At 63.6% G+C, this 12554-nt stretch carries 12 protein-coding genes; 1 reads left to right on the top strand and 11 read right to left on the bottom strand.

Features of this window, described 5'->3' with window-relative positions:
• Positions 1-96: 96 nt before the first annotated feature.
• The 6 genes from BMW74_RS06350 to exbB all read right to left on the bottom strand — a co-directional run bounded on the left by BMW74_RS06350 (position 97) and on the right by exbB (position 7025).
• Positions 97-1497 (bottom strand): aminoacyl-tRNA deacylase and HDOD domain-containing protein, encoded by a 1401-nt coding sequence (locus BMW74_RS06350; RefSeq protein WP_093416059.1) that lies wholly within the window; start codon positions 1495-1497, stop codon positions 97-99.
• Positions 1498-1576: 79 nt separating this feature from the next.
• Entirely contained in the window at positions 1577-3652 is a 2076-nt protein-coding gene (recG, locus tag BMW74_RS06345; protein ID WP_093415237.1) for an ATP-dependent DNA helicase RecG, read from the bottom strand.
• A gap of 9 nt (positions 3653-3661) precedes the next feature.
• Positions 3662-4585 carry a hydrogen peroxide-inducible genes activator gene (locus BMW74_RS06340; protein WP_093415234.1) on the bottom strand — a complete coding sequence of 308 codons (924 nt, stop codon included), beginning with the start codon at positions 4583-4585 and terminating at the stop codon, positions 3662-3664.
• A 257-nt stretch (positions 4586-4842) separates the two neighbouring features.
• Positions 4843-5592: a TonB family protein gene (locus BMW74_RS06335; protein ID WP_093415232.1), complete on the bottom strand. Its 750-nt coding sequence runs from the start codon at positions 5590-5592 to the stop codon at positions 4843-4845.
• A complete protein-coding gene (gene exbD / locus BMW74_RS06330; protein ID WP_093415230.1) occupies positions 5589-6017 on the bottom strand; it encodes a TonB system transport protein ExbD in 429 nt (142 codons plus the stop codon). Before exbD ends, BMW74_RS06335 begins: the two co-directional genes overlap by 4 nt.
• Before the next feature lie 6 nt (positions 6018-6023).
• Positions 6024-7025, bottom strand: coding sequence for a tonB-system energizer ExbB (gene exbB / locus BMW74_RS06325; protein WP_093415228.1), 1002 nt, complete (start codon positions 7023-7025; stop codon positions 6024-6026).
• Positions 7026-7212: 187 nt separating this feature from the next.
• Between exbB and BMW74_RS06320 the strand changes: the two genes are divergently transcribed.
• Positions 7213-8070: an SDR family oxidoreductase gene (locus BMW74_RS06320; protein WP_093415226.1), complete on the top strand. Its 858-nt coding sequence runs from the start codon at positions 7213-7215 to the stop codon at positions 8068-8070.
• Between the two features lie 43 nt (positions 8071-8113).
• On the opposite strand, the gene BMW74_RS06315 is transcribed toward BMW74_RS06320, so the two are convergent.
• The 5 genes from BMW74_RS06315 to gmk all read right to left on the bottom strand — a co-directional run bounded on the left by BMW74_RS06315 (position 8114) and on the right by gmk (position 12546).
• Entirely contained in the window at positions 8114-8854 is a 741-nt protein-coding gene (locus BMW74_RS06315) for a hypothetical protein (RefSeq protein WP_093415224.1), read from the bottom strand.
• Positions 8855-8910: 56 nt separating this feature from the next.
• Positions 8911-9291: a RidA family protein gene (locus BMW74_RS06310; RefSeq protein WP_093415222.1), complete on the bottom strand. Its 381-nt coding sequence runs from the start codon at positions 9289-9291 to the stop codon at positions 8911-8913.
• A 39-nt stretch (positions 9292-9330) separates the two neighbouring features.
• Positions 9331-11436: a bifunctional GTP diphosphokinase/guanosine-3',5'-bis pyrophosphate 3'-pyrophosphohydrolase gene (gene spoT / locus BMW74_RS06305; protein ID WP_093415219.1), complete on the bottom strand. Its 2106-nt coding sequence runs from the start codon at positions 11434-11436 to the stop codon at positions 9331-9333.
• 57 nt (positions 11437-11493) lie between these two features.
• Positions 11494-11757, bottom strand: a complete 264-nt coding sequence (gene rpoZ / locus BMW74_RS06300; RefSeq protein WP_003177259.1) for a DNA-directed RNA polymerase subunit omega — start codon at positions 11755-11757, stop codon at positions 11494-11496.
• A 168-nt stretch (positions 11758-11925) separates the two neighbouring features.
• A complete protein-coding gene (gene gmk, locus BMW74_RS06295; protein ID WP_093415217.1) occupies positions 11926-12546 on the bottom strand; it encodes a guanylate kinase in 621 nt (206 codons plus the stop codon).
• Positions 12547-12554 lie beyond the last annotated feature (8 nt).

Raw genomic sequence — 12554 nt, 5'->3', positions numbered from 1 at the left:
CATAGCAGGGCACCCGTTTGTTGTCCTTGTGGGTTGGTCAAGGGAGCGGCAGCGGGAGCACGTCGGACTCATCGCGAGCCTGCTCGCGATTGCCGTTTAAGCGTGGGTGAACTGCGACGCCAGTTCGCGCAAGAGCACTTCGGCTTCCAGTACTTTGCCGACGACGTCTTCGGCTTTGTCGCGGCTCAGGCCCAGGCGCTCGAACAGGTCGTCGGGGATGCTCTGGTCGGGGCCGGAGCCGATGCCGCGGGCGCGCAGCAGGCGCACGGCCAGGCACACCAGGTTCGCGTATTCGGCGTAGTCGCCGTCGTAGGCCGGGTCGTGCTGGAAGCGCAGGGCGGTGGACAGTTCTTCCGGCATGTCCCAATGGCGCATCAACCACGCGCCGATCTGTTCGCGGCTGATGCCCAGCAGGTGCTGTTCGACGTAGCTGTGGCACAGGTGCGGGTTGACCTCCAGGTGACGGCAGATCAGCGAGAAGTGCGGCGGGAAGACGTGGGCCAGTAGCAGGTAGCCAAAGTTGTGCAGCAGGCCGGCCAGGTAGGTCAGGCCGGCTTCCGGGCGCTGGGCGCGGGGCATGGCGCGGGTCAGGCCTTCGATGACGGCCGCGGTGTAGATCGACTGCTGCCAGTACGGCGTGGCCTGTTGCGGGTGGTCCTTGGGCAGGCTCAGGGTTTTACCCAGGGCCAGGCCCAGCGCCAGGTTGATCACCAGGTCAAAGCCGAGCACGCGCACGATGGCGTCTTCCACCGAGCGGATCTTGCCCGGCGAGGCGTAGTAGGGTGATGCCGCCCAGCTCACGACTTGCGCGGCCAGTGCAGGATCGGTCTCGACCACGCTGGTGATGTCATCGATGGTGGCGTTGGGGTCGACCCGCAGCGTGATGATCTTCTGCGCGGTTTCGGCCAGCGGCGGGATTTCGATGGTGGCTTCCAGGCGTTGCTGGATGCGTCGCGCGGTGAAGGCCTGCACGGCTTGGGTGATTTCCTTGCGGTCATCGTCCGGGCGGTCGAGGTTGGGGCGGATGCGGCTCAGGGCCTCGCCGAAGTTCGCGGCGCTGGCCTTGCTCAGCATGCCCTTGAAGGCTTCGCGGGTGATTTCCAGGAGCACGTTGGGCTCGTCGGAGTTGATCAGCAGCAAGGGTTGTTGCAGCAGGCTTTCTTCATACAGGCACGGTGAGCTGGTGAGCGCCGGCAGGCCGGGCAGCAGGCTCAGGCTGTGTTTGCCGAGCATCTTTTCCAGGCGCTCGGTGGAGACCGCCGTGAGGCGTCGGCCGGTGAGTTCGGCGAGGCGGTTGAGGTCCAGCAGTTGGCTCTGTGGGAACAGCACCATGAGTGCGCCAATGGCGTCGTCGAGCAACACCGCCTGAACCTTGCGCTCGGCGTTGAGGCCGGGGTGGTCAAGGATTTCGGTATAGCTGATGCCAAGCTTGCCGAGCAGCAGCCGGATAGCAGAAGGGGTGTGCGGGGCTTCCGTGGCGTGGGCAACTTCAGTCATGGTCTGCATCCGGTTTCCTACAATGACCGGGAGTATAACCAGCTTGCCTACGCCTTTGGTCGATTAACTGAGAGGCATTTCACACTTGACCGTATTGCTGGCCATGGCGCAACCAGCGGTCGAGCAGTGGGCTGACGTGGTCCGGCCAGTGCTCCAGCAGGGCCTGGGCCGCGTCGCGCACGGCGGGCAACAGGTCGGCATCGCGCATCAGGTCAGCGACCTTGAATTGCAGCAGGCCGGTCTGCCGGGTGCCGAGCATTTCGCCGGGGCCGCGCAGTTCCAGGTCTTTCTCGGCGATCACAAAGCCGTCGTTGGTCTCGCGCATGATGCCCAGGCGCTGGCGACCGATCTGTGACAGGGGCGGGTGGTAGAGCAGCACGCAGTGGCTGGCGGCGCTGCCCCGGCCGACCCGGCCCCGCAGTTGGTGCAGTTGGGCCAGGCCCAGGCGCTCGGGGTTTTCGATGATCATCAAGCTGGCATTGGGCACGTCGACGCCGACTTCGATCACGGTGGTGGCGACGAGCAGTTGCAGGTTGCCGGCCTTGAACTCAGCCATCACCGCGGCTTTCTCGACCGGTTTCATGCGGCCGTGGATCAAGCCCACTTTCAACTCGCCGAGGGCGGCGGTGAGGTCTTGGTAGGTGGTCTCGGCGGCCTGGCAGGTGAGTTCCTCCGACTCTTCGATCAGCGTGCACACCCAGTAGGCCTGGCGCCCTTCGGCGCAGGCGGCGCGCACCCGTTCGATGACTTCGACCCGCCGCGTGTCGGTGACCAGCACGGTGTTGACCGGGGTCCGGCCGGGCGGCAGTTCGTCGAGGATCGAGGTGTCGAGGTCGGCGTAGGCGCTCATGGCCAGGGTCCGCGGGATCGGTGTCGCCGTCATGATCAACTGGTGCGGGCACATCCGCCCGCCCATGCCTTTCTGGCGCAGGGCCAGGCGTTGCTGGACGCCGAAGCGGTGCTGTTCGTCGATGATCACCAGCGCCAGGTTCTTGAACTGCACTTCGTCCTGGAACAGCGCGTGGGTGCCGACCACCATCGGCGTGCCGCTGGCGATCTGTTCGAGGGCGGCGACGCGGTGCTTGCCCTTGAGCTTGCCGGCCAGCCAGGCGACTTCCAGGCCCAGGGGTTCGAGCCAGCGCTTGAAGGTGATGAAGTGCTGTTCGGCGAGGATTTCGGTGGGCGCCATCAGGGCCACTTGGTAGCCCGCTTCCAGGGCTTGCAGGGCCGCGAGGGCAGCGACCACGGTCTTGCCGGCGCCGACGTCGCCCTGGATCAGACGCAACATGGGTTCGTGCTGGCTCAGGTCGTAGGCGATTTCATTGCCCACCCGTTGCTGCGCGCCGGTCGGTGGGAAGCCCAGGTTGGCCAGGTATAGCGCGGGCAGTCGGCTGGCCTTGGGCATGGCCGGGGCGCGCAAGGACCGCATGCTCTCGCGCAGGCGTTGCTGCGACAGCTGATGGGTCAGCAGCTCTTCAAAGGCCAGGCGGTGCTGCGCCCAGTGATGACCGAGGGCGAGTTCGTCGACGTCGGCATCGGCGGGCGGGTGGTGCAGGTAGCGAATGGCGTCGTCCAGCGGCGCCAGTTGGTAGTCGCGCGCCAGTTCCTTGGGCAGCCAGTCGGGCAGGCTGCTGGGGCCGAGCAGGGCCAGGGTCTGCATGCACAGTTGGCGCAGGCGTTGCTGGGTCAGGCCCTCGGTGAGCGGGTAGACCGGGGTCAGGGTTTCATCCACCGGTGGCGGCTCGTCGCCGGTGATGGCGCGGTACTCTGGGTGGTAGATCTCCAGTCCCGAGGCGCCAGGCCGCGCTTCGCCGTAGCAGCGAATGCGCGTGCCACGCTTGAGGCCTTCTTTCTGCGCGTTGCTGAAGTGGTAGAAGCGCAGGCTCAAGCCGCCCGTGCCGTCCTGCAGGCGCACCACCAGGCTGCGCCGTCGGCCCATGACCACGTCGGCGCCGCTGACGGTGCCTTCGATCACCGCGTCCTGGCCCGGGCGCAGATGGCCGATCGGCACCACGCGGGTGCGATCCTGGTAACGCAGCGGCAGGTGGAACAAGACGTCCTGGAGGTTCTCCAGGCCGACCTTGGCCAGCTTTTCGGCCATGGCCTCGCCGACACCCTTGAGTGCCGTGACCGGCACGTGCGACAGCTCAGTCATGACGAACGCTTAACCTTCCGGGGTGGTCGGTTTGCTCACCGAGCACAGGCGGATCGAGTCGGCGAGGATTTCGATTGCCTTGGGCCGTGGGAAGCTGGCGCGCCAGGCGATGGCCACGGTGCGGAAGGGCACCGGTGGCGTCAATGGCCGCACTTCGAGCACGCCGGGGGCGTAGTGGTGGCTGTCGACGGCCGACAGCGGCAGGATCGAAATCCCCAGGCCCGAGGCGACCATGTGGCGAATGGTTTCCAGCGAGCTGGACTCGACCGTGGTGTGCTTGGCGCCGTCGCCGCCCTTGGCCAGGGTCGGGCAGGCTTCGAGTACCTGGTCGCGGAAGCAATGGCCTTCGCCCAGCAGCAACAGGCTCTTGTCGTTGAGCTGGCTGGCGTCGATGGTGGCTTTCTGGGTCCAGGGGTGCTGGGCCGGCATCAGCACGTAGAACGGCTCGTCGTAGAGCGGCAGGGTCAGCACGTCGGCTTCATGGAACGGCAGGGCGATGATGATCGCGTCCAGCTCGCCGTTGCGCAGTTTGTCGCGCAGGACGTGGGTGAAGTTTTCTTCGATGTACAACGGCATCTGCGGGGCAACCCGGTGCAGTTGCGGGATCAGGTGCGGGAACAGGTACGGGCCGACGGTGTAGATCGCGCCGACCTTGAGTGGGGCGGTCAGTTGGTTCTTGCCGGCCTGGGCCAGCTCACGGATGCTTTGGGCCTGCTCCAGGACCTTCTGGGCCTGGGCGACGATGCCTTCGCCGACCGGGGTCACGCGCACCGCGCTTTTGCTGCGCTCGAAAATCAGCACACCGAGTTCGTCTTCAAGTTTCTTCACACCCACCGACAAGGTCGGCTGGCTGACGTGGCAGCGCTCGGCCGCGTGGCCGAAGTGCTGTTCTTGGGCGAGGGTAACGATGTAGCGTAATTCTGTGAGGGTCATAGCGGGCGTCCATGAGGTTACGGCCAAGCATAACGGCTGCAATCGATAGACGCACGTTATCAGACTGAGTGCGTTGGGTGACACCAGGCAATGTGTATGCGGTTGGCAGGTGGGGCGAAGGCCTTGTGTTCAGCGCTGATCATTTATGTGGGAGCGAGCCCGGCTTGCCGGCGAAGGCGGAGAGTCAGCAACAAGGATGTTGCCTGACATGTCCTTTTCGCGAGCAGGCTCGCTCCCACAAGGGATTCACGTGGTGTTTAGCGCCGGCGTTTTTCCAGTGAGTACACAAACGGTGCAACGATCTCGACCGAGCCGTTGTTCAACAGGTCAGCCGGTGGCTTGGGCAGGGGCTGGGCGCGGCGGATCATTTCCAGGGTGGCCCGGTCCAGATCGGCATTGCCCGAGCGTCCTACCAGCTCGAACGACAGCACCTGGCCTTCGGCATCGACCACGAAGCGCAGACGGTTCAAGCCTTCCTTGCCACGTGCCTGGGCGCCCGGAGGGTACTTTTTGTACTTCTGCAGGTGCGCCAGCAATGTGCCTTGCCAGTTGACCTTGGCGGCATTCTGCGCGGGGCTCGGGCCAGGTGCCGGTTGCGCCGATTTGACCGGCGGCGTGTTGCTCGGCGGGGTCTCGGAAGGCGGTTCCTCGGAAGGTTTTTCCTTCGGCAACTCGGGCTTTTTCTCTAGCGGTTTGGGCGGTTGCGGCTTGGGCTTGGGTTTGACTGGCTTGGGCACCGAGAGGGTCGGCTTGGGTGCTTCGGCAAGTTTGGGTAACGGCAGTTCTTCTACCGGTGCCGGTGGTTGTGGTGGCGTTATCACCTTCGGCGGTGCCGGGGTCGGAGGGGCCGGGATCGGCGCCAACTCGACCAGCATCGCCATCGGCGGCAACTCGACAGGGGGCGAGGACTTCCAGTTGAGCGCGAGGATTACCGCGACCGCATGGACGCCCAGTACCACTGCCAGGCTACCGCCGTAACGCGTCAGCTTTTGGCGCGTCGTGATCATTTCTTGGCTGCCGTCTCAAGTCCCACCAGGCCGACTTTCAGGTAGCCGGCGGCACGCAACGCATCCATGACGTGCATCAGGTCGCCGTAGTCCACGCCTTTGTCGGCCTGGAAGAAGATGGTGGTGTCTTTCTTGCCCTGGGTGCGTGCATCGAGGGTCGCGCCGAGGGTCTCGGCTTTGACTTCGTCTTCGCCCAGGTACAGGCGCTGGTCAGCCTTGACGCTGAGGAACACCGGCTTTTCTGGCCGCGGCGCCGGCTTGGCGGTCGAGGCGGGCAGGTCAACCTTGATGTCCACGGTGGCCAGCGGGGCCGCCACCATGAAGATGATCAGCAGCACCAGCATCACGTCGATGAACGGCGTGACGTTGATTTCGTGGTTCTCGGCCAGATCGTCGTCTGCGCCTTCCTTTAAATGCAAGCCCATGGCGGATTACCCTACCTTGACCATGTGCGGTTGCGTGATGCGCTCGCTCGGCAGGTGATCGAGGTCGCGGCTGACCAGCAGCAGGACTTCGGCCGACGCGTCGGAAACCTGGGCCTTGTAGCCGGCGATGGAGCGGGCGAAGACGTTGTAGATGACCACGGCTGGAATCGCGGCCACCAGGCCCAGGGCGGTAGCGAGCAGGGCTTCGGCGATGCCGGGGGCGACGACGGCGAGGTTGGTGGTCTGGGTCTTGGCGATGCCGATGAAGCTGTTCATGATGCCCCACACGGTGCCGAACAGGCCGACGAACGGTGCGGTGGAGCCGATGGTCGCCAGCACACCGGTGCCGCTGCTCATGTTGCGACCGCACGCGGCGACCAGGCGCTCAAGGCGGAAGCTGACGCGTTCCTTGATGCCTTCTTTTTCACGGCTGTTGGCCGACAGGCGCATCTCTTCCAGGGCGTCGTGGACCAGCAGGTTGGCCAGGGTGCCTTGCTGGGTCGCCGTGGTGCTGGCTTCCTTCAGGGTCGTGGCTTTCTTCAGGTGGGCGATTTCACCCCGCAGGCGACGCTTGGCGCCCATCAGCTCAAGGCCCTTGGCGATCCAGATGGTCCAGGTAATGATCGAGGCGATGGCCAGGCCGATCATCACGATCTTCACGATGATGTCGGCGTTCTGGTACATGCCCCACGGCGACAGGTCGTGGGCCATGCCCAGGGTGTTGTCGGCTTCCAGCACTTCGGGTGGGTCAATCGAGTCTTGCACCGCCAGGGCCGGGTCGGCGGTAACCGGGGTAACGACCGGCGTGCCCTGCGCGACGTTGCCAGGGGCGGCATTGACGGCGGGTGCGCTGACCGATGCGGCTGGCGTGGCGCCGGTGGTGGGCTCATCGGCAAAGGCGGCGCACGGTGCCAGCAGCAGGCCGAACAGCAGGGCCGCCGTCGCGGCCAGGGAGCGGGCCGGGCGGACAGACAGGATTGACGAAGCGCAGAGTAGGTTAGGTTTCATGCTGGCCGGACCTGAGAAAAAAGAGGGTTAATGTCCTTCCAGGCCTCGTGGGCCGAGAACAAAAGTGGCGGGCATTATTGCAAGTAATTCTTGTTAACAGAAGCAATTGCATTGGTTTTTTTCCGACATGGCTAGCCGCTCGTCCACTGTGGCGGCTAGTCTGTGCCTTTCTGACGAGGGGATTTTGATGTCTTGGCCTTCTGTTTTAATCGCCGGTTGTGGCGATGTTGGCGGCCGTCTGGCCACTCAACTGTTGTCCCTGGGCTGGGAAGTCCATGGTCTGCGCCGTGACATTTCGCGCTTGCCCGAGGGGGTGATCGGGGTGGCCGGCGACCTGTTCAATGACGAGTGCCCCGCCACCTGGCCAATCGGCGGCGTGGACTACCTGGTGTACTGCGCGGCGGCCACCGATCACGATGAGGCCGGGTACCGTGCCGCGTATGTCCAGGGGTTGAAGAATGTCCTGGAGTGGTTGAACGACTACGGCCAGGCGCCCAAGCGCCTGCTGTTTGTCTCCAGCAGCAGTGTCTACGAGCAGCAAGGTGGCGAATGGGTGGATGAAACCTCGCCGGCGAAAGCGTCTGCGTATTCCGGGCGGGTGATGCTGGAAGCCGAGCAGGTGGCGCTCAAGAGTGGTATCCCGGCCAGCGTGGTGCGCTTGACCGGCATTTATGGCCCGGGCCGCGAGTGGCTGCTGACCCAGGTGCGCCAGGGCTATCGCGTGGCGATCGATCCACCGCTGTATGGCAACCGGATTCACGCTGACGATGCGGCCGGCCTGCTGGCGTTCTTGCTCAAGGCGGATGACCAGGGTGCTGTGCTTGAGGATTGCTACCTCGGCGTCGACGATGCACCGGCACCGCTGGCCGATGTGGTGGGCTGGCTGCGTGAGTACCTGGGCGTGACCGAGTGGGCCGAGGATGCCAGCGTGCGTCGCACAGGCAGCAAGCGTTGCAGCAATGCCCGGGCGAAGGCACTGGGCTGGGAGCCGCGCTACCCGAGTTATCGCGAGGGGTATGCGGCGATTCTTGAGGGGCGCTGCTGACTTCAAGGGCTACCCCTCTTCCCACAGGAGGAGGGGCGTTAGATCACTGCTTTTCCAGCGTCCACTGGCGATTGCCGGGGGAGAACGATGGCACTTCATCCGCCTGGGCGCTGTTGACGGCCTGGAAGATCTCCAACTCTTTGCCCTTGCGGGTGAAGATCCACGGATTGCCCTGGCCGTTGAGTTGCAACCAGACGGTATCGTTGCCGCCGCTCATTGACGCGCAATCGCCCGCCAGGCATAGGGCGTAGCGGTCAGCGCCGGGCAGGCCCTGAACGGCGCCATCGGCCTGGAACTGCACGGTGCTGCCTTCGCCCGGGCCATTGACGATTTTCCAGCCACCGCCCAGGTAGGCGGAATACAGGGCGCGCTCGAAGCTGGCACCCAGGGGTGCACCTTCGGGCGCGGGGTCTTTGGCACGGTCAAAGGCCTGCTCGGGCTCGTTGTCGTTGGCCACTTGCAGCAGTTGTTTGCCGTCGCGTTTCAAATCGGTGCCGGAGCTGCCGTAGATCTCGACTTTCCAGGTGCCGGACTGTTCGCCCAGGACCTTGCCTTCTACGGTTTCAAAACCATTGGTGTAGCGCGCTTGACCTGCGCGGGTGTTGACGTCCCATTCCAGGTTCGGGCCGTTGGCTTGCAGGGCTTCACGCAGGGGAACGCCTTTGGCGGCTGTATCGATTGCTGCCTGGTTGATCCAGGTGCCGCTGATGTCGCGGTCGGCAGGGTCGCTGGCACAACCACCCAGGAACACTGCGAGCAACGAGAGAGCGAGCGCTTTGCGCATGGGGGGAATCCTTTGGAAGCGGAGTCGGCGCAACCTGGCAGGTTGCGCCGCGCGTGTTACTCGAGGACCAGGATGGCGTCCATTTCAACCTGCGAACCCTTTGGCAGGGCGGCCACGCCGATGGCGGCGCGTGCTGGGTAAGGCTGCTCGAAGTAAGTGCCCATGATCTCGTTGACCTTGGCGAAGTGGCTCAGGTCGGTGAGGAAGATGTTCAGCTTGACGATGTCCTTGAACGAACCGCCTGCAGCCTCGGCTACCGACTTGAGGTTCTCGAACACCTGGATGGTCTGGGCTTCGAAGCCTTCAACCAGTTCCATGGTCTTTGGGTCGAGTGGGATCTGGCCGGACATGTAGACGGTGTTGCCCGCCTTGATTGCCTGGGAGTAGGTGCCGATGGCGGCCGGGGCTTTGTCGCTGGTGATAACGGTCTTGGTCATTGATGACTCCTTGTAATAATCGTTGGGCTAGGTGATGAGTTATGCACGCATGCGGGTGATGCGGATCACTCCGGTCAGGGCGCGCAGTTTCTTGATCACGCGGGCCAGGTGCACGCGGTCATGCACGCTGACCACCAGTTGGACCACGCTGATGCGACCGTCGCGTTCGTCCATGCTGATTTTTTCGATGTTGCCGTCGGCGGCGTTGACGCTGCTGGCCAGCAGGGCAATCAGGCCGCGCTGGTGTTCCAGTTCGACGCGCAGTTCGACATTAAATTCGCCGGTCACATCCTTGGCCCAGGAGAGCTGGATGCATTTTTCCGGGTTGTGGCGGATTTCGCTGATGTTGCGGCAGTTGTCCAGGTGCACGACCATGCCCTTGCCCGCCGACAGGTGGCCGACAATCGGGTCACCGGGGATCGGCGTGCAGCACTTGGCGTAGCTGAGCACCAGGCCTTCGGTGCCACGAATGGCCAGCGGGCCTTCGGCGCTGGGCAGTTGTTCGCCTTCGCCGAGCAGGCGGCGCGCCACCACGTAGGCCATGCGGTTGCCCAGGCCAATGTCTTCGAGCAGGTCCTCGATCAGTTCGAGGCGGTATTCGGCGAGCATGGCCTTGATGCGCTCGGCCGGGACTTTTTCCAGGGAACTGTCGAAACCATTGAGTACCTTGTTCAGCAGGCGTTCGCCCAGGCTGATGGACTCGGAGCGACGCTGCAGTTTCAGCGCGTGGCGAATGTGGGTGCGGGCCTTGCCGGTGACCACGAAGTTGAGCCACGCCGGGTTCGGCCGGGCGCCCGGGGCGCTGACGATCTCGACGGTGGAGCCACTTTGCAGCGGTTCGGACAGCGGGGCCAGGCGCCGGTTGATCCGGCAAGCGATGCAGCTGTTGCCGACGTCGGTGTGTACCGCGTAGGCGAAATCGACCGCCGTGGAGCCTTTGGGCAGCTCCATGATCCGGCCCTTGGGCGTGAACACGTAGACCTCGTCCGGGAACAGGTCGATCTTCACGCTTTCGATGAATTCCAGCGAGTTGCCGGCGCGTTGCTGCATCTCCAGCACGCCCTTGACCCATTGGCGGGCGCGGGCATGGGTGCCTTTTGGCTGCTCGTCGCCACTGGATTTGTACAGCCAGTGCGCGGCAATGCCGTTGTTGGCCATCTCTTCCATTTCACGGGTACGGATCTGGATCTCGATCGGTACGCCGTGCATGCCGAACAGCGTGGTGTGCAGCGACTGATAGCCGTTGGCCTTGGGGATCGCGATGTAATCCTTGAAGCGCCCCGGCAACGGTTTGTACAAATTATGTACAGCGCCCAGCACGCGGTAGCAGGTATCGACCTTGTCGACGATGATCCGGAACGCATAGACGTCCATGATCTCGTTGAAGGCCCGACGCTTGCCGCGCATTTTCTTGTAGATGCCGTAGAGGTGCTTCTGCCGGCCGCTGACTTCGCCCTGGATGCCGTCGATCGCGAGGCAGTGGCTCAGCGACTCTTCGATTTTGTTGACGATTTCCTTGCGGTTGCCCCGGGCGCGCTTGACGGCCTGGTAGATCCGCGCGGACCGCATCGGGTGCATGGCCTTGAAGCCCAGGTCTTCGAACTCGATACGAATCGCGTGCATGCCCAGCCGGTTGGCGATGGGTGCGTAGATTTCCAGGGTTTCCTTGGCGATGCGCCGGCGCTTTTCGCCGGACAGCACTTCCAGCGTGCGCATGTTGTGCAGGCGGTCGGCCAGCTTGACCAGGATCACGCGAATGTCGCGGGCCATGGCCATGGCCATCTTCTGGAAGTTTTCGGCTTGGGCTTCGGCCTTGGTCTCGAAGTTCATCTGGGTCAACTTGCTGACCCCGTCGACCAGTTCGGCCACGGTTTCGCCGAACTGCGCTTGCAGCGCTTCCTTGGCAATCCCGGTGTCTTCGATCACGTCATGCAGCATCGCCGCCATCAGGCTCTGATGGTCCATGTGCATGTCGGCAAGAATGTTTGCAACCGCCAGCGGGTGCGTGACGTACGCTTCGCCGCTGCGGCGGCGTTGGCCGTCGTGGGCTTGTTCGGCGTAGAAGTACGCTCGGCGGACCAGGTTGACCTGGTCGGTGCCGAGGTAGGCCGATAAGCGATCGGCGAGGGCGTCTATGCTCGGCATGATGACTCCTGCCGATGGCTGTGACCCCGCGCCGTGCTACGTCGACCAGGCATAGACTTAGACGGCCTCGTTGGACTCGTCCTCGAACGCTGCGAACAGCGGTTCGTCTTCGACGATCTCGGCGTTGGCGATGAACTCGTAGCTCATCAGGCCTTCAGCGATTTCGCGCAGGGCAACAACGGTAGGCTTGTCGTTTTCCCACTGGACCAGTGGCTCTTTGCCGCCGGTGGCCAGTTGACGGGCACGCTTGGTAGAGAGCATGACCAGCTCAAAGCGGTTTTCCACGTGTTCTAGGCAGTCTTCAACGGTTACGCGGGCCATGGTATTCCTCGGAGCGAATGCAATATGCGCGCTGCCCGGTTGGGCGAGCGGACTCAACAGTTTAAAAAATCACCAGCGATTAGGGAAGCGCTGATTTTTTAACCAAGCCCTTCAACGCGCTACAAGTGCCAATGTAAGGCCCTTGCAGCGGTTTTGGGAAGTGCTGTTTCAGCCCAGCAACTCGGCCAGTAATTTACCGTATTGCTGTTGTTGGCGTTTTTGATGCAACTGATTGGCGCGGAAAATCGCCTTCAGGTCGTCCAGCGCGTGGGCGAAATTGTCGTTGATGATCAGGTAATCGTAGTCGACGTAGTGGCTCATTTCGCTGACGGCCTCACGCATCCGGCCTTCGATCACGGCGTCACTGTCCTGGCCACGGTTGGTCAGGCGCTGGTGCAAGGCTTGCAGGGACGGCGGCAGGATGAAGACCGAGCGCGCCTGGGGCATCAGCTTGCGTACCTGATCGGCGCCTTGCCAGTCGATTTCCAGGATCAGGTCGTGGCCTTCGTCCAGGGTCTGCTGCAAGTGGCTTTGCGAGGTGCCGTAGAGGTTGCCGAAGACTTCGGCGCGCTCCAGGAAATCCCCGTGTTCGATCATCTTCACGAACTCGCTGCGTTCGACAAAGTGATAGTTCACGCCGTTCACTTCACCTGGGCGCATGGCGCGGGTGGTGTGGGAGACCGAGACGCGGATCTGTGGGTTGGCGTCGGTCAGGGCCTTGACCAGGCTGCTTTTGCCCGCGCCTGAAGGCGCGGAAATGATGTAGAGGGTGCCGGTGCTGTGGGTCATGTCGGGGT

This window comes from Pseudomonas sp. ok272 (genome assembly GCF_900109995.1).
Classification (GTDB): domain Bacteria; phylum Pseudomonadota; class Gammaproteobacteria; order Pseudomonadales; family Pseudomonadaceae; genus Aquipseudomonas.
The sequence above is the reverse complement of the archived record's forward strand: the minus strand, read 5'-3'. Positions and strand labels throughout refer to the sequence as shown.